The organism is Bradyrhizobium valentinum (genome assembly GCF_001440405.1).
In the GTDB taxonomy this organism is placed as follows: Bacteria; Pseudomonadota; Alphaproteobacteria; order Rhizobiales; family Xanthobacteraceae; genus Bradyrhizobium; species Bradyrhizobium valentinum.
Genome location: NZ_LLXX01000177.1, coordinates 105,144 through 121,777, shown reverse-complemented (window position 1 = coordinate 121,777; position 16,634 = coordinate 105,144). Strand labels below are relative to the sequence as shown.

At 60.6% G+C, this 16,634-nt stretch carries 19 protein-coding genes; 18 read left to right on the top strand and 1 reads right to left on the bottom strand.

The window, feature by feature from the left end; all coding sequences use genetic code 11:
• Nucleotides 1–32 precede the first annotated feature (32 nt).
• Nucleotides 33–302, bottom strand: a complete 270-nt coding sequence (locus tag CP49_RS43680; RefSeq protein ID WP_082646353.1) for a helix-turn-helix domain-containing protein — start codon at nucleotides 300–302, stop codon at nucleotides 33–35.
• Nucleotides 303–491: 189 nt separating this feature from the next.
• On the opposite strand from CP49_RS43680, the gene CP49_RS32700 reads away from it, so the two are divergent.
• The 18 genes from CP49_RS32700 (at nucleotide 492) to trbK-alt (ending at nucleotide 16,630) form a co-directional block, all read left to right on the top strand.
• Nucleotides 492–773: a DNA -binding domain-containing protein gene (locus tag CP49_RS32700; protein ID WP_057854242.1), complete on the top strand. Its 282-nt coding sequence runs from the start codon at nucleotides 492–494 to the stop codon at nucleotides 771–773.
• Between the two features lie 152 nt (nucleotides 774–925).
• Nucleotides 926–1,114, top strand: a complete 189-nt coding sequence (locus CP49_RS48115; protein WP_057854241.1) for a transcriptional regulator domain-containing protein — start codon at nucleotides 926–928, stop codon at nucleotides 1,112–1,114.
• The gene (locus CP49_RS32690; RefSeq protein WP_338060427.1) at nucleotides 1,041–1,694 is read left to right on the top strand and encodes a DUF2285 domain-containing protein; all 654 of its coding nucleotides are present in this window, start codon (nucleotides 1,041–1,043) and stop codon (nucleotides 1,692–1,694) included. Before CP49_RS48115 ends, CP49_RS32690 begins: the two co-directional genes overlap by 74 nt.
• A gap of 131 nt (nucleotides 1,695–1,825) precedes the next feature.
• Nucleotides 1,826–2,107: a helix-turn-helix transcriptional regulator gene (locus tag CP49_RS32685; RefSeq protein WP_057854240.1), complete on the top strand. Its 282-nt coding sequence runs from the start codon at nucleotides 1,826–1,828 to the stop codon at nucleotides 2,105–2,107.
• Nucleotides 2,108–2,128: 21 nt separating this feature from the next.
• Complete coding sequence (locus CP49_RS32680; protein ID WP_057854239.1) at nucleotides 2,129–3,010, top strand: replication initiator protein A; 882 nt, start codon at nucleotides 2,129–2,131, stop codon at nucleotides 3,008–3,010.
• A 244-nt stretch (nucleotides 3,011–3,254) separates the two neighbouring features.
• Complete coding sequence (locus tag CP49_RS32675) at nucleotides 3,255–3,719, top strand: DUF2840 domain-containing protein (protein ID WP_057854238.1); 465 nt, start codon at nucleotides 3,255–3,257, stop codon at nucleotides 3,717–3,719.
• A 23-nt stretch (nucleotides 3,720–3,742) separates the two neighbouring features.
• Nucleotides 3,743–4,228, top strand: a complete 486-nt coding sequence (locus CP49_RS32670) for a S26 family signal peptidase (RefSeq protein WP_057854237.1) — start codon at nucleotides 3,743–3,745, stop codon at nucleotides 4,226–4,228.
• Nucleotides 4,229–4,717: 489 nt separating this feature from the next.
• Nucleotides 4,718–6,475 (top strand): relaxase/mobilization nuclease domain-containing protein, encoded by a 1,758-nt coding sequence (locus CP49_RS32665; RefSeq protein ID WP_057854236.1) that lies wholly within the window; start codon nucleotides 4,718–4,720, stop codon nucleotides 6,473–6,475.
• Between the two features lie 333 nt (nucleotides 6,476–6,808).
• The gene (locus CP49_RS49485) at nucleotides 6,809–7,390 is read left to right on the top strand and encodes a ribbon-helix-helix domain-containing protein (RefSeq protein ID WP_057854235.1); all 582 of its coding nucleotides are present in this window, start codon (nucleotides 6,809–6,811) and stop codon (nucleotides 7,388–7,390) included.
• 130 nt (nucleotides 7,391–7,520) lie between these two features.
• Nucleotides 7,521–8,771, top strand: coding sequence for an MFS transporter (locus CP49_RS32655; RefSeq protein ID WP_057854234.1), 1,251 nt, complete (start codon nucleotides 7,521–7,523; stop codon nucleotides 8,769–8,771).
• A 160-nt stretch (nucleotides 8,772–8,931) separates the two neighbouring features.
• Nucleotides 8,932–10,935 carry a conjugal transfer protein TraG gene (locus CP49_RS32650; protein WP_057854233.1) on the top strand — a complete coding sequence of 668 codons (2,004 nt, stop codon included), beginning with the start codon at nucleotides 8,932–8,934 and terminating at the stop codon, nucleotides 10,933–10,935.
• 9 nt (nucleotides 10,936–10,944) lie between these two features.
• On the top strand, nucleotides 10,945–11,379 hold the full coding sequence (locus tag CP49_RS32645; protein ID WP_057854232.1) for a hypothetical protein: 435 nt from the start codon (nucleotides 10,945–10,947) through the stop codon (nucleotides 11,377–11,379).
• Nucleotides 11,380–11,512: 133 nt separating this feature from the next.
• Nucleotides 11,513–12,481 (top strand): P-type conjugative transfer ATPase TrbB, encoded by a 969-nt coding sequence (gene trbB, locus CP49_RS32640; protein ID WP_197423297.1) that lies wholly within the window; start codon nucleotides 11,513–11,515, stop codon nucleotides 12,479–12,481.
• A gap of 11 nt (nucleotides 12,482–12,492) precedes the next feature.
• A complete protein-coding gene (locus CP49_RS32635; protein WP_057854252.1) occupies nucleotides 12,493–12,801 on the top strand; it encodes a TrbC/VirB2 family type IV secretion system protein in 309 nt (102 codons plus the stop codon).
• Nucleotides 12,801–13,064 carry a VirB3 family type IV secretion system protein gene (locus CP49_RS32630; protein ID WP_057854230.1) on the top strand — a complete coding sequence of 88 codons (264 nt, stop codon included), beginning with the start codon at nucleotides 12,801–12,803 and terminating at the stop codon, nucleotides 13,062–13,064. The genes CP49_RS32635 and CP49_RS32630 overlap by 1 nt, the downstream gene beginning before the upstream one ends.
• Before the next feature lie 7 nt (nucleotides 13,065–13,071).
• On the top strand, nucleotides 13,072–15,513 hold the full coding sequence (trbE, locus tag CP49_RS32625) for a conjugal transfer protein TrbE (protein ID WP_057854229.1): 2,442 nt from the start codon (nucleotides 13,072–13,074) through the stop codon (nucleotides 15,511–15,513).
• Nucleotides 15,510–16,247, top strand: a complete 738-nt coding sequence (gene trbJ, locus CP49_RS32620) for a P-type conjugative transfer protein TrbJ (protein ID WP_057854228.1) — start codon at nucleotides 15,510–15,512, stop codon at nucleotides 16,245–16,247. The genes trbE and trbJ overlap by 4 nt, the downstream gene beginning before the upstream one ends.
• Nucleotides 16,244–16,630 (top strand): putative entry exclusion protein TrbK-alt, encoded by a 387-nt coding sequence (gene trbK-alt / locus CP49_RS49480; protein WP_082646350.1) that lies wholly within the window; start codon nucleotides 16,244–16,246, stop codon nucleotides 16,628–16,630. Before trbJ ends, trbK-alt begins: the two co-directional genes overlap by 4 nt.
• Nucleotides 16,631–16,634 lie beyond the last annotated feature (4 nt).

Sequence of the window (16,634 nt, the reverse complement as noted above, 5' to 3'; positions counted from 1 at the left end):
ATCGGCCCGGCTCGCGGAAACGACTGGTTCGACTACTTCTTTGTTTTGCACTCAATCGTTTGCTGGACTGCGACCTTCTTCGTCGCTGTTGGCGCTGGTCGTTTGAGAAGGTCACTGGCCTCTACATTGAGGACGCGCGCAATCGTATCCAGGACATCGATACTCGCCGCATAAACACTGCGCTCAAGCGCGCTGATGTAGGTGCGGTCGATTTCAGCACGATGCGCGAGTTCTTCTTGCGAGATGCCTCTCGCGGCTCGAAGCTTCCTCAAATTGAGCGCCAATATCTCTCGGATATCGATGCCCGAGAGCGCAGCGACTTGAAGAGTATTTCACCACGGAGTATTTTCGACAAAGATACGGAGTGGCGCGTTGCCGCGGGGAATAGCTGCCTTCGCAAAGCTTGGCTGTGAACTGCGCCGAATAGGACTAAGGTAAGACTGTCGATGTATGGGGACAGGCGACGCCGCGTCGCCTCTTAAAGGAACTACATGCCGTCACCTCCGCTTGATCCCGATGTTGCGGACCTGGCACCGGATGATCCCGTGCTGACGGCCTATGACAAGCAACACGTCGTCACGTATCTCCGGCTGCTGGATGCTGATGCTGACAACGCGGACTGGCGGGAAGTTGCAAGAATCGTTCTTCACATCGATCCCGAACGCTACCCGGAGCGCGCGCGCAGCGCCTTCGAGAGCCATCTGGCTCGCGCCAGATGGATGACAAATCATGGCTATGGCCATTTGCTGCGTGGCGGCCCCTCCGATCGGTAGAACAACGATCTGTAGAATCAAATCGGGAGGGAAGAATCTTCTGTAATGCAGGTTATTCGCGTAACTAACCGGTGGGATACGTTATGCAACCATAAATGGCCCACATTTAAAGTGTTGCAATGCGGCATTGTTACGCGTGAGGACAAAGCACAATGCCGGACTTCGATTGGCGCTCGCCCGAGGCCTATTCAAAACTGCAGAACGCCGACCTGACCGGTCTCGCCTGGGAATGCCTTCGTCGTAATCCCGAATACCAAAAAAATTATTGTGCGCTTGCGAATCCGCGCGCCGGCGCTCCGGTCGAATTCCGGAATAAATGGGGCCTGTCTTTTCGCGGCTGATCCGCAAAAGGCTTGCTACGAGCAGATCGTTTTTTGGGCACCAGAAATTCTGCCGACGGTTTTGTCGGTAGGAGCTTCGTCGTCGCAAACTTCAGCTCAACCGATCACTCTTGATCTAGCCAAACTGTCGCCCACGGAGTTGCGGCAGAACACGGACGGCTGGCACGCCGTGCTGCGGTTCGGTGGTGCCACGCATCGCGTGTGGATGAGGAAACTGCCTGCCGCCGGCGCGCCCCAAGCGATTGAGTTGCCACTGGACTCGGCGTTTGAACTCCGCGCCCGAGCTGCTCAATCACTTTGGCGTACCATGAGCGGCCGTTCGCCGTGTCCGCCGCTGTCCGACCTTCCCCCGCAACGGCGCCAGCGGTTTGCGCTGGTCTTGCGTGCACTGGATGGGCGCAATGAAAACAAGAGCTATCGCGCGATCGCCGAAGGCCTCTTTGGCAAGAAGCGGATCCCCGAGCGCGCCTGGAAGACGCACGATCTGCGCAATCGTACCATCCGCCTCGTGCAGCGAGGCCTCGCCCTGATGCGCGGCGGCTATCGCGAACTCCTGCGTCCAAGACGCAAGGACAATTAGCCGCTCGCGGGGGGTATCGAAAATCCACCCCTTGATCTTCGGCATCCTCCTGCGAGGAGCTGCTCCTCCATGATCACCGCACACACGCTGGCACCGCCAGCATCAGCGCGATGTCCTCATGGAGTTCTCAAATGCCCGATCCCATGGCCGGTCTGCCGCCACGTTTCCTGCGGACGCCCGAGGCCGCCCGATATCTGGGTCTCTCCGGACGTACCTTGGAAAAGCATCGCACCTATGGCACAGGTCCGACCTACCGGAAGATTGGTGGCCGCGTCGTTTACGCGCTCGATGACTTGAAAGCCTGGGCCGATCTCGGTGCCAAGACATCGACGTCCGATCCCGGGAAGGGGACCGTACTACCAGCCAAGAAGCACCCGGCTCTGCGCCCCTATGCGGGCCAGGAACGTCGTTGAGTGCTGCGAGAGCTTTGGTAGATGCGGCGCAAACTACGATCCGAGCGCAGCCAGCTCGAGTTGTTCCGTGCCTTGCCCGGCGACCTCGCGCCGCGCGACGCACAGGACTTGATGGCCTATCCGTTCTTCTCGCTCGCCAAGTCAAAGCGGGTCGTACCGATCGATTTCCGCGCGGGGGCAATCTCCATTCGCGTTGAAGCGGTGCCTGAACACGGAATGGCAACGATCTGGGATGCTGATGTTCTAATCTGGGCAGCCTCGCAAATTGTCGAGGCGCGCGATGCAGGACTGAAAACCTCGCGCCTGATGGCGGCTACGCCTTACGAAATTCTGACCTTCGTTGGCCGCGGCACCAGCGCGCGCGACTACGATCGCCTCAAGGCGGGCCTCGACAGGTTGCAGGCGACATCGGTGCTGACGTCGATCCGCCAGCCGGCCGAACGGCGGCGTCATCGTTTCTCCTGGATCAACGAATGGAAGGAGACGGCCGATGCCAATGGGCGGCCGTTGGGCCTCGAACTGATCCTGCCGGATTGGTTCTATGCCGGCGTTATCGATGACGCGCTCGTGCTGACAATCGATCGCGCCTATTTTGGTTTGACCGGCGGACTCGAGCGCTGGCTTTACCGGCTTGTCCGCAAGCACGGTGGTCGCCAGCAGGGCGGCTGGAGTTTTGATTTTCTGCATCTTCACGCCAAGTCCGGCAGCCTCTCGCCGCTCAAACACTTTGCCTTTGACGTGCGCGAAATCGTTCGTCGCCAGACCTTGCCCGGCTATGAGCTCGTGATCACGCGCGACCCGAAGGGCGTCGAACGTTTGAACTTTGCGCCCTGTTGCACCGATCCGTTCGAGGAGCGGCTTCGCAAGAGCGGGCTTGCACCTCGGGCTGGAGATAAGCTGTGAATCAACTCGTGCTATCGGGGACCACAACCCTCGTGCTATCGGGGACCGGATCCTCGTGCTATCGGGGACCGGAATCGGTTTTAAGCGTTTGTTATCAGGCGCGTTCCAGCAGCCGTAACTCTTCTAACCAGAAATCCGTAGGATTTCTTCTAACGGACCGAGCCGTTTTCCTTACTGTTCATAACCGGCGCGATCTCGGTGCGCGCCTGCAAGCGTTTGACCTCCGGGTAGACGGAGCGGACGCATGAGCGATCTCACGCACGTCGAGCTGCTCTGGCATGAAAAATGTATCGAGAACCGAATTCGCTTCGGTCGCGCCACCGAGGAAAGGATTCTCGACCGCAACAGGCGCGTCCTGTCATTCGCACCCGGCAGCATCTTTGCGTTCGTGCGTTGGATGTCGAACGATTTTGGGACAGTCGTTTGCCGCATCGACATCCTGCGTGCGGTCGCAACCGGCCAACGCTGCTCGACCGTCCCTTATGTCAAACCCGGCGGCGAGAGTCTCTTGCGCCTTTCGGGCTGGCCAAAGGTCGAGCGTGTGTTGCAGTTGATCGATGCTGTCGAGGCCCTCGGCATCGATCCTGCCGACGCCGCGCCCGATTATTGGCATCACGTTCACAATCGTCTGTCCGTCAATGAAACCCCGCGCGCCTACACAAAGTCACGCCATCAGGCCTGGCTCCATCGACGAAGAATCAGCCCGTGACGACTCGAAACCGAACAATCACCATGACGATCGGCGCAGTTGCCATTCTCGCGGGGACGGTCGTTGTAAGGCCGTCTCCAATCTACATATGGAACAGTTCCGAGAGTGTCCCTGTCGGCCTTTATCGCTTGCACCCGGCCGGCAACCACTACGTCACCGAACTCGTCGCCGTTCAGCCGCCCGAGCCGCTGGCGACCTATCTGGACCGAAATGGTTACCTGCCGCGGGGTGTTCCGATGTTGAAGCGTGTGCTGGCGCTTCCCGGACAAGCTGTCTGCAGAACCGGGAGCACCATTACGGTCGATGGCATCGAGATGGGCGAGGCGCGGGAGCGCGACAGTCGTGGCCGGCCGTTGCCGGCCTGGGAAGGGTGCGACGTCGTCGAAGACGGAAAGCTCTTCCTCATGAACTGGCAAGCCGCGAACTCTTTCGATGGGCGCTACTTCGGAATGACATCAGTGACGGCTGTCATCGGTCGCGTACTTCCCGTGTGGACTTGGGAGGATTGATCGTGCGTTCCGTGTGCACCCTGTCTGCCATTCCTCTGTTCGATCGGGGGCGGCACCATTCCTCCGTCCCGACCAACGCTGTAGCAGCCGCCGTGCGCAGCGGCCGTCCAGGGCGACCGAACTGCCGGCGCGAAGCAGCTTCACCCTGGATGGTCGCGAGCACGGTGGCATGCTCATTTTCTGTTGGGATTGCCGCTTGTTGCGCTGTGGCGGCGGTCTTGTCTGCAGTTCTGACGGTTGCGTCCGTCGCCAATGAGCTGAATCGCATTCTGTCGAAGCTCTTCGCATTCTTGGCGGTGCGTGGTTCGGAGCAGGAGGACAGACCACGGACGGCAAGGGAAAAGTACGGCCTTCGGTCGGGCCCACGTAGTTGGTGGAGTTTAAGTTTTAGGGGACGACTGGAATGATCATGCCGTCGCTTCATCGGGAAATGTCAAGAAAATCAACACATCGAGAGCTGCCCTTAGCCCAAGTCGGCGGTGTAACATCATGAGCCACGGCGATAGTGACCTTCGCGTTCGCCCCGGCCGCATTCGCGACGGCGGGCGCCGCTTCTCGCGTCCGAAGAGCTTTGTCGGCCAGGTCATGCGAGCAGCGAAGAAGGCCGGGCATGTCGGTGACAGGTTTGGACGCGGTAAGGGCGGCGCGAGCCGGTCCCGCTTCGGACGAGGCCGGCGTGCCGCGCTCTCCTTGTCATCGCTACCACCAACCTCGCGACGTGTGGCAATGAAGGCGCGCGTGGTCCGACACCACGGCACACGCTTTCGTTCAGCGCCGCTGTTCAAGCACATCACTTATTTGAAAAGAGAGGGCGTGACGCGGGATGGTACCGATGCCCGGATGTTCGATAGGCGATCCGATGTGGCAGATGAGCGTGCCTTTGCTGAACGCTGTGAGGGCGACCGGCATCATTTCCGCTTCATCATATCTCCAGAGGATGCCGCCGAACTCGGCGATCTCCGTAGCTTTACGCGAGAGCTGATGATCGACGTAGCAGCGGACCTCGAAACCAAACTGGACTGGATTGCGGTCGATCACTGGAATACCGACAACCCCCATGTTCATGTCCTGATCCGCGGCCGCGACGCGAACGGCCAGGATTTGGTCATTAGTCGTGATTACATCAGCCGCGGCTTTCGGAATCGCGCCACCGAGCGCGTTACTCTCGAACTCGGGCCACGCAGCGAGCGAGAAATCCGATCTGCCCTGACGAGGGAGGTTGAGGCCGAGCGCTGGACGAGTCTAGATCAGGCGTTGCGTATTGCCGCCGACGAAGGGGTCGGCGTGGCGGACCTTCGACCAAATGCAACAGGTGAAGACCCCGAACTTCGCCGCCTGATGGTCGGCCGGGCAACCATGCTGGAACGTTTCGGCCTTGCCGAGCAGATTGCACCCGGTTGCTGGACCCTCAAAGCTGGCATCGAGGACAAGCTTCGTGATCTCTCGATTCGTCGCGATATCCTCAAGACCATGCATCGGGCTATCGCCGGCATCGGTCGCGATCCAGATGTCTCTGGCTTCGCCCTGCACGGCGATGAGCCGGCAGATGCAGTGGTTGGCCGCCTGGTCGAGCGCGGGCTGCATGACGAGCTGAAAGGTTCGGCCTATGCGATCATCGAGGGCATCGATGGACGAACGCATCACATCAGGTTCACCGATCTGGAAATGACCGGCGATGCCACGCCCGGCGCGATCGTGGAAGCATGGGCATACGAGGATGCGCAAGGCCGCAAACGCCTCGCGCTTGCCACGCGATCGGATCTCAGTATCGAGGCTCAGGTCACGGCACAGGGGGCGACCTGGATTGATCAGCAGTTGCTTGTCCGTGATTCGGAGGTCGGCGGCGCCGGTTTCGGAACAGCGGTGCAAGATGCGATGGAGCGCCGGATCGACCATCTCTCAAACGAAGGTCTCGTGCGGAGACAAGGGCAGCGCGTTATCTTCGCTCGCGATCTCCTCAATACTTTAAGGCAACGAGACCTTGATGCGGCTGCGTCGAGGCTCTCGGCCGAGACCGGACTGCTCCATCATCCCTCGTCTGAAGGTGAGCATGTCGCGGGTATCTATCGTCAACGCGTAACGCTGGCAACGGGACGGTTTGCCATGATCGACGATAGATTTGGATTCCAGCTTGTACCTTGGCGACCGGCGCTAGAGGAGCATCTTGGTCGGGAGGTGTCAGGCATCGCAACGAAAGGGGGCGGCGTGACCTGGACCTTTGGAAGGAAAATTGGTCTCGGAATTTGATCGCCGGGCGCGCCGCGCATTTTGACGCGCGAAACACTTCGATTGAAGAAAAAGCGGGCGGCGTGGAGCGAGCTGCAGCTTCTGCCGAAATGACTGTATCGTCCTCTGCGTCGTGCCGCTACTCCAAAGCACTCACAGGCCGGAGTCAGTTTCTGTATCCGGATCTATCCGAACATACGACGACAGCAATTGTGAGATTGCCGGCGACCGGGCGTAGCTCCTTTTGTAGGTCACGTTCGTGGCGGTCGAGGTACTTTCGGCAGTTGCCGAATTTCCGATCCCAAGGTGCGCGCTGCAAGCGCAGTTCAATAGCGTTTCAAACAAGGTCCAAGCATGAAGCCCAGGATTGGCGTCTACCTATCTGAACAGATGGCCGCACGGCTAACGGCGGCGGCCAAGCGTCCCGGTGCCAGCAAATCAGCGCTTGTTGAGGCCGCGCTCGCTCAGTTCCTGGGTGCTGACGACGACACTGATAACCTCTCGGTGGATCATCGCCTTACCCTTATAGGCCGCCAACTCGAGCAACTCGATCGCGATCTTAGAATCGTAAACGAGACTGTCACGCTTCAGGCCCGATACCACCTTGCAGTGACGCCACAGCTGCCGGCCGCCGCTCTGCGCACTGCCTGCATGCTAGGGGCGGAACGCTTTGACGAATTTGCCGCACAAGTCGGGCGACGCGTTCATTTGGGAACATCGCTCATGCAGGAGACGATAGATCGGATCCGTACGACGAAACGGGATACGCAGGCTAGCGTCGTCGGGGAGGGGATGCCAGCACCGTACTCCCCAGCTCAAGAGCCAGATGTCCACGCGTCAAGTCAAATTGGCAGTGATGCACACAACCCCGCTGCCGTTCGGGAGGGCGGCAGCTTGATCAACTTTCCAGGCAAGGCGGGGATACCTCTGCACTAAGGTCGCCGCGACCTGGGAAATCGCTCGCGCAAATTCCAGCGATCAGTTGCGACGATCTGGAGCGTCTCAGGACGCGAGTTCACGCCGACCTGCTGGAAACCTGACAACAAACTGGCGTCTTATTCTGCGCGTGTTCCTGCCGTTCGTTGCCGCCTATTACCTTGCGTTTCTGTTCCGGACCATCAATGCGACGATCGCGAACCCGCTTGCGTCGGAATTTGGCCTCGGCGCCGGCGATCTTGGCCTGCTGACCTCGGTGTACTTCCTGACTTTCGCCGCTGCTCAGATTCCGATCGCCATCTTATTAGACCGATACGGCCCGAGACGAATCCAGTGTGCTGTGTTGGTCGCCGCAGCGCTGGGCGCGGCGTTATTTGCTGTCTCGAACAATTATTTCCTGCTCCTCGGCGGCCGGGCGCTGATCGGTCTAGGCGTCGCCGCGGCATTGACGGCTGGCTTGAAGGCCCTCGTTCTCTGGTTTCCCGCGGAGCGTATCCCGCTGCTCAACGGTCTGATGATCATGTTGGGGGCCTTGGGCGCCCTGACGGCAACGCTGCCCGCCGCAAACCTACTGGATTCGATTGGTTGGCGAGGGTTGTTTGAGCTACTCGCAGTGGCGTCGGCTGGATGCGCTCTTATTATCTACGTCGTCGTGCCTGAGGCGCCGGCTGCAAGCGATGCGACCGCCAACAGTATAACGACGGTTTACGCCGACCCGCGCTTTTGGCGCCTGGCTCCGCTTTCGGCGACCTGTATCGGAACCGCTTGGGCGTTGCAGGGACTATGGGTGGCGCCATGGCTCAGCGATGTCGAAGGGCTCGACCGGACCGGAGTGCTCCGGCATTTGTTCGTCATGGCAGTCGCATTAAGTGTGGGGGCGCTTCTATTGGGTGTCGCGGTCGATTGGTTGGGCCGGCGCGGTGTCGGACCGAGGGTGCCATTGGGCGTCGTCGCTGTGGTATTCATTGCGGCTCAACTGACGCTGATCTTCCGGTTGCCCATTCCCTCGTATCTTCCATGGGCCGTCGTCGCGGCGGTCTGTACTGCGACCGTTCTCAGTTATGCGATCCTGGCCGAGTATTTTCCCAAGGAAATTGCTGGAAGGGCCAACGCGGCGCTGAACGTGCTCCACATCGGTGGTGCGTTTTTCGTGCAGTATATGACTGGCATGGTGGTTCAGCTCTGGACCCCTATAGGGGGGCACTACCCTGAGGTTGCCTACAAGACGGCGTTTACCGTCAATGTCGGCCTCCAGGTTGCAGCAGGCATCTGGTTTGCTTTACCTTGGATTTTGCCACGCGGTCGCACGCGATGGCGATACCATGCGGCGCATAGCAGTTGCGATGTGCTCTCAGGGCGCGTCAGGGCTGGCCATGCTTGACAAGGCCATGACGGCCCGAATTTCAGATGAGCGAGCTGTTTGTAGGATGCTTTCGGTTCGGGTAGACCGGCCGATTTGTTCGCAGGAATGCGCGGGAATGCGCTGACCATTCCAAAAGGCTTGTACGAGGGGGTGCGGATCGTCTGATCTGCCGGTGCCCATGTCTGCCACCAAAATTCTCTGGGACCAGATTCTCGTTGTCTTCACCATTGTGCTGATCACGATGTGGGCCGCGACGCAGTGGACTGCGTGGCGGCTCGGCTATCAGCCCCAACTCGGCGAACCCTGGTTTGAGCTTGCGCATGGTGTTCCCGTCTATTTTCCACCGTCCTTCCTTTGGTGGTGGTTTGCCTACGATGCCTATGCACCTGACGTGTTCGTCGAAGGAGCATGCGTTGCGGCATCGGGCGGGATCATTTCCATTGTGGTCGCATTTGCGATGTCGGTGTGGCGGGCTCGTGAGGCGAAGACGGCCGCGACATACGGTTCCGCGCGTTGGGCGAAGGGACCTGAGATTCGACGCGCGGGCTTCGTCGGGCCGGACGGAGTGATCCTCGGGCGTTTCGAGGGACGTTATCTGCGGCACGATGGACCGGAGCATGTGCTGTGCTTTGCGCCGACCCGATCAGGGAAGGGCGTCGGACTCGTTGTGCCTACACTCCTGACTTGGCCAGGAAGCTGCATTGTCCATGACATCAAGGGTGAAAACTGGACCCTGACCTCAGGCTTTCGGGCCCGGCACGGCCGGGTGCTGTTGTTTGATCCAACCAATTCTGAGAGCGCGGCCTACAATCCTCTTTTGGAGGTGAGGCGAGGGGAATGGGAGGTCCGCGACGTCCAGAATGTCGCCGATGTGCTGGTTGACCCGGAAGGATCGCTTGAACGGCGCAATCACTGGGAGAAGACCAGCCACGCCTTGCTGGTCGGAGCTATCCTTCACGTTCTGTATGTGGAACAGGACAAGACGCTTGCGGGCGTCGCGAGCTTTCTGTCCGATCCGAAGCGTCCGATCGAAACAACGCTTCGCGCGATGATGACTACGCGGCACCTTGGCGAAGCCGGGACGCATCCAGTGATCGCTTCTGCGGCGAGGGAGTTGTTAAACAAGAGCGAGAACGAGCGATCAGGCGTACTATCGACGGCGATGTCGTTCCTGGGTCTCTATCGCGATCCCGTCGTTGCCCAGGTAACACGCCGCTGCGATTGGCGAATCCGCGATCTCATAGAGGATGACCGGCCAACGACGCTCTATCTCGTTGTACCGCCGTCTGACATCAGCCGCACCAAGCCCTTGGTGCGGCTCGTGCTAAATCAGATCGGTCGCCGTCTCACTGAAGACCTCCATGCCAAGGGCCGTCGGCATCGCCTGCTGTTCATGCTCGATGAGTTTCCGGCGCTCGGAAGACTTGACTTCTTCGAGTCCGCGCTTGCCTTCATGGCTGGCTATGGACTCAAGAGCTTTCTCATCGCCCAATCTCTCAATCAGATCGAGAAGGCCTATGGGCCAAACAACGCGATCCTCGACAACTGTCATGTGCGCGTTTGCTTTGCGACCAATGACGAGCGCACCGCCAAACGGATTTCGGACGCGCTTGGGACTGCTACGGAACTGCGAGCAATGAAGAACTATGCTGGTCACAGGCTAAGCCCTTGGCTCGGCCATCTCATGGTTTCTCGGCAGGAGACGGCGCGGCCTTTGCTCACGCCGGGCGAGGTGATGCAGCTTCCACCTGACGATCAGTTGGTGCTGGTTTCGGGTGCGCCTCCAATCCGCGCAAAAAAGGCGAGGTATTTTGAGGATCAACGCCTGGCTGAGCGTGTGCTCCCGCCGCCGGAATCATCCACCCGCGACCGCGAGGCCGGCGCTCGGCCGGATGATTGGAGCCGGTTGCCAAACTCACCGAATAGCAGTGCTGGCAAGCCAGAAATCCTGTCGGACGGCCGACGATCGTTCGATGATCCCGCAAATTCCGGCATTCGTCGCGAGCCGGAGCTTCCCGAGCATGAAGATATCGCACCAGACGTTTTGAAGCCTCCGCCTGAGTTCGACTTTATGGAAGACGAGGACGACGGTGACCCTGTGCGGGCTCGCGCGATGCGCAAGAATGCCGTCGGGCTGGCACGCCAAGCCGCGATGGACCCGGACGATGGACTCAAGCTCTAGGGTGAGATAGTGCGGACAAAACATACGTTTCGCTTGCCTCCGGACCTTGCGGTCAGGCTCGCCGATCACGCAAGCCGCAAGCGGGTGCCCCAGGCGCTTGTCGTCGAAACCGCACTGGCCTCATTCCTGTCGCCGGACAATTCCGAGCGGATGGAGGCCGCACTCGGCCGTCGCCTTGACCGGTTGACCAGACAGGTCGAGCGGCTCGAACGCCACATTACGATCTCGAATGAGGCCCTGGCCTTGTTCGTACGGTTCTGGCTGACGGCAACGCCGCCGCTGCCCGACACGGCGCAAGCCGCCGCAAAGGCCAAGGGCCGGGAACGATATGAGGGCTTTGTCGAGGCACTCGGGCGCCGGCTAGCCAGAGGCCAGACCTTCGCTCAGGAGGTCTCGCTCGACGTCGAGCCGGCCAAGGCGTCGCCAATCATTCCTCAGGAGTGATTTCGCAGGCCCTTTCTTTTGCTACGCCACGGCACGCTGCCTGATCTGATCTTGTTGCGTGGATGCACGACCTGCCTTTTCTACTAATCCCGTTGCCGAGCCATTTTCGCACTCGGTGTCTTGGGGCCGTTGGGTGGCAGTTCATTCTTTCCAATCCGAGATGCTATCGCGTGGTGCGCGCATGTTGCGCACCGCGCTCGGACCAGCGATAGCGTCCTGGCTCGAAGACCCGGTAATCATCGAGGTGATGCTCAATCCCGATGGCCGGCTCTGGGTCGATCGATTGTCGGGAGGTCTCGCGGATACCGGCGAACGACTCGCCGCAGCCGACGGCGAACGCATCGTTCGGCTTGTCGCCCATCATGTCGGCGTCGAAGTCCATCTGGCAAGTCCGCGGGTTTCGGCCGAATTGCCCGAGACGGGAGAGCGATTCGAGGGGTTGCTGCCGCCCGTGGTGACAGCACCAGCCTTCGCAATCCGCAAGCCGGCGGTCGCCGTCTTCACGCTCGACGATTATGTCGCCGCCGGCATCATGACCGGAGTTCAAGCAGAAATGCTCCGCGAAGCCGTGCGTGAGCGTCGCAACATTCTCGTGGCGGGCGGTACCTCGACCGGCAAGACCACCTTAACGAATGCGCTTCTGGCCGAAGTCGCCAGGACAACCGACCGCGTGGTGCTAATCGAGGATACCCGGGAGTTGCAATGCAAGTCGCCAAACCTCGTGGCGTTACGCACGAAGGACGGCGTTGCCTCACTGTCTGACCTTGTTCGTTCTTCCCTGCGGCTGCGCCCCGACCGGATTCCAATCGGTGAGGTACGTGGCGCCGAGGCGCTGGATCTCCTCAAGGCTTGGGGCACCGGCCATCCCGGAGGAGTCGGCACCATTCACGCTGGCACGGCGCTTGGCGCGCTACGCCGGCTCGAGCAGCTCATCCAGGAAGCGGTCGTCACCGTGCCGCGTGCGCTGATTGCGGAAACCATCGATGTCATCGCCGTTCTCTCCGGCCGTGGCACCAACCGACGGTTGACCGAACTGGCTCGCGTCGAGGGCCTGACGTCCGATGGTGATTACCTCATCTCACTCTCAGGAGACCGATCGTGAAGGACATCACATTGCGACCCGTGGTGGAAACGGCTGCCGCTACTTTCAGCTCTTTAGTGATCTCTCCCGCGGCATATGCGGCGGGATCCAACATGCCATGGGAGCAGCCTCTCAACCAGATCCTGCAATCGGTCGAAGGACCGGTCGCCAAGATCCTGGCCGTGATCATCATCATCGTCACCGGTCTTACCCTCGCATTCGGCGACACCTCCAGCGGTTTCCGGCGCCTGATCCAAATCGTGTTCGGTCTGTCGATCGCGTTTGCGGCGTCGAGCTTCTTCCTGGCGTTTTTCTCGTTCGGCGGCGGGGTGCTCATCTGATGGACGGACCCGTTGAAGGCTTCGCAGTACCGGTGCATCGCGCCCTGACCGAGCCGATCCTGCTTGGTGGTGCGCCGCGGGCGGTCGCCATCGTCAACGGTACCGTTGCCGCGGCGCTCGGCCTCGGCCTGCGGCTATGGGTCGCCGGCCTCTTGCTCTGGGCGATCGGCCATGCCGCCGCCGTCTGGGCAGCGAAGCGCGATCCGCTGTTTGTCGAAACCGCAAGACGCCATCTGCGCATCCCCGCCCATCTGAACGTGTGAGCCGACAATGATGAACCTCGCTGAATATCGCCGCTCCACCGTGCGCCTTGCGGATTTTCTGCCATGGGCCGCACTGGTCGACAAAGGTATCGTCCTTAACAAGGACGGATCGTTCCAGAGAACCGCGCGCTTTCGAGGCCCCGACCTTGATTCCTCCGTTCCGGCGGAGCTCGTTGCGGTTGCTGGCCGCCTCAACAATGCGCTTCGGCGCCTCGGTTCGGGCTGGGCTGTGTTTGTGGAAGCGCAGAGATATTCATCGAACGCCTATCCACCGAGCAGCTGTCCGGATGTGGCGTCGGCCCTGGTCGATGCCGAGCGCAGAGCTCAGTTCGAGGAAGAGGGAGCTCACTACGAGTCAGCCTATTTCCTCACCTTCCTGTATATGCCGCCGGCGGAGGATGCGGCGCGCGCCGAACGCTTCCTTTATGAAGGACAGGAACGCGGGCAAGCTTCCGGCGCCCACGAAGTGTTGCGCGGCTTCGTCGACCGAACCGACCGCGTACTGCAACTGATCGAAGGATTCATGCCGGAGAGCCGGTGGCTCGATGACGGCGAGACCCTGACTTATTTGCATGCTTGCGTCTCGACCAAATGCCACCGCGTCCGCGTCCCCGAGATTCCGATGTATCTAGACGCATTGCTGGCCGATCAGCCGCTGACGGGCGGCCTCGAGCCGATGCTGGGGAGTGCGCATCTGCGTGTGCTCACGATTGTGGGGTTCCCGACCGTGACCACGCCGGGGATCCTGGATGATCTCAATCGGCTGGCGTTCCCCTATCGCTGGTCCACTCGGGCGATCATGCTCGACAAGGCTGACGCGACGAAGCTCCTGACCAGGATCAGGCGGCAATGGTTCGCCAAGCGGAAATCCGTCGCCGCAATCCTGAAGGAGGTGATGACCAACGAGGCTTCGTCTCTCATCGATACCGACGCTAGTAACAAGGCTCTCGACGCCGACGCCGCGTTGCAGGAACTCGGCTCCGATCTCATCGGAGAGGCGTTTGTCACTGCCACCATTTCGGTCTGGGACGACAATCCGCACACCGCGGATGAACGGTTGCGCCTGGTCGAAAAGGTCATTCAAGGACGCGATTTCACCTCCATGGTAGAAACCGTCAACGCCGTCGATGCCTGGCTAGGCTCGTTGCCCGGCCATGTCTATGCCAACGTCCGCCAGCCTCCGGTCTCGACCCTGAACATCGCCCATATGATTCCGTTGTCCGCGGTCTGGGCGGGACCGGTAAGGGACGGGCACTTGGGCGCGCCGCCGCTGTTCTTCGCGCGGACGGAAGGATCCACACCGTTCCGCTTCTCCCTTCACGTTGGGGACGTCGGGCACACGCTGGTGGTTGGTCCGACCGGTGCCGGCAAATCCGTATTGCTCGCGCTGATGGCGCTGCAGTTCCGCCGGTATCCAACCTCCCAGATGTTTGCCTTCGACTTCGGTGGATCGATCCGAGCAGCAGCCCTCGCCATGAAGGGCGATTGGCATGATCTCGGCGGTGCGCTGTCCGATAGCGCCGCCGAACCCGTCGCGCTGCAGCCGCTAGCCATGATTGACGATGCGGCCGAACGCGGCTGGGCGGCGGAATGGATCGCAGCCATTCTCGCCCGCGAAAAGGTTGACATGACGCCAGACGCCAAGGACCATCTTTGGTCGGCGCTGTCTTCGCTGGCTTCAGCACCTGCGGGCGAACGTACGCTGACCGGGCTGTCGGTGCTGCTGCAGTCCCAGAGCCTGAAGAGAGCCCTTCAGCCCTATTGCCTCGGTGGTCCCTTTGGCCGCTTGCTCGACGCCGAGATTGAACGGATTGGAACAAGTCCGGTCCAGGTGTTCGAAACCGAGGGGCTGATCGGCAGCGGCGCTGCGCCGGCGGTCCTATCCTATCTTTTTCACCGGATTGAGGGGCAGCTCGACGGGAGGCCGACGCTGCTCATTATCGACGAAGGTTGGCTCGCGCTCGATGACGAAGGGTTTGCCGGCCAGATCCGCGAATGGCTGAAGACGCTGCGCAAGAAGAATGCCTCCGTCGTCTTCGCCACGCAGTCACTCTCGGATATCGACGGCTCCGCGATTGCGTCTGCCATCATCGAGAGCTGCCCGACGCGGCTGTTCCTTCCGAACGAGCGGGCGATCGAGCCGCGAATCACGGCCATCTATCAGCGCTTCGGTCTCAACGACCGGCAGATCGAGATCCTCGCGCGCGCCACGCCCAAGCGTGACTACTACTGCCAGTCCCGGCGCGGCAATCGCCTGTTCGAGCTCGGTCTTGAAGAATTCGCGCTCGCCTTCACTGCGGCTTCATCAAAGTCCGATCAGGCTATGATTGAGCGCGTGCTGGCCGAACATGGCCGCGACGGTTTTGTCACCGGCTGGCTCGCCGCGCGTGGGCTGGGTTGGGCCGCGGATCTTATTCCCGGTCTCATCAAGCAGGAAGGTTTGTCATGATGCGTCGCCGTTATCTCTCAGCATTGAGTGCGCTCGCCATTGCGATCGCATGTGCCGCTTCGCCAACATCCGCCCAATTGATCGTGTTCGATCCCAACAACTATGCGCAGAACGTGCTCACGGCCGCGCGTGAGCTGCAGCAGATCAACAACCAGATCACCTCGCTGCACAACCAGGCGCAGATGTTGATAAACCAGGCCAAGAATCTCGCCAGCCTACCATATTCCTCGTTGCAGCAGCTTGAGCGGTCGATCCAGCGAACCCAAGAGCTGCTCGCCGAGGCCCAGCGCATTGCCTACGATATCAAGCAGATCGATCGAGCGTTCTCGACGACCTATGCGCCGGTCTCAACGAGCGAATCAGATCAAGCGTTGATCGCGAATGCGCAAACACGCTGGCAGAATTCTATGGCGGGCTTGCAGGATGCTTTGCGCATTCAGGCGATCGTAGTCGGCAATCTCGACACCCACCGCAAAGAGATGTCGGTCCTCGTCAGCTCAAGCCAGGGCGCGACGGGCGCGCTGCAAGCCAGTCAGGCCGGGAATCAGCTCCTTGGTCTGCAGGCTCAGCAGCTTGCCGACCTTACGGCTGCAGTTGCCGCGCAGGGACGGGCGCAAAATCTAGAGACTGCCCAGCGTATTGCGGCCCAGGACCAGGGCAGGGAGCAGCTTCGTCGCTTTCTCGCATCCGGTCGAGGCTATCAGCCTTCGATAGTTCGGATGTTTCACCAATGAGCGGACGTGGTGGATTCAAGCGGGGGGTGTTTGTGACCACGGCAGTTGCCGTCCCCATGCTGGTTGTCGCAGCCTGTACAATCGAGCTCCGCGGCGACAGTGACGGTCCATCAGCTGGATCGTCGGCATCCCGGGTAACTAATCCGCTTGGCGCCGAACTCGAACGTTGCCGGAAGGTCACCTCCGAGCAAGTGGCAGAACTGCAGGAGTGCCGTCTGATTTGGGCGGAGAACCGCCGTCGCTTCCTGGGATTAAAGAAAACGCCCGGTGCTTCCTCCGTCGATGCTCAACCAAGCAACCTGACATGGTCGTCAGCGCAGCCCAAGCATCCCGGTCGTCTTCCGCAGGGCTGGCCGCCCGTTGCAACACAAGAACGCGAGTGATCCC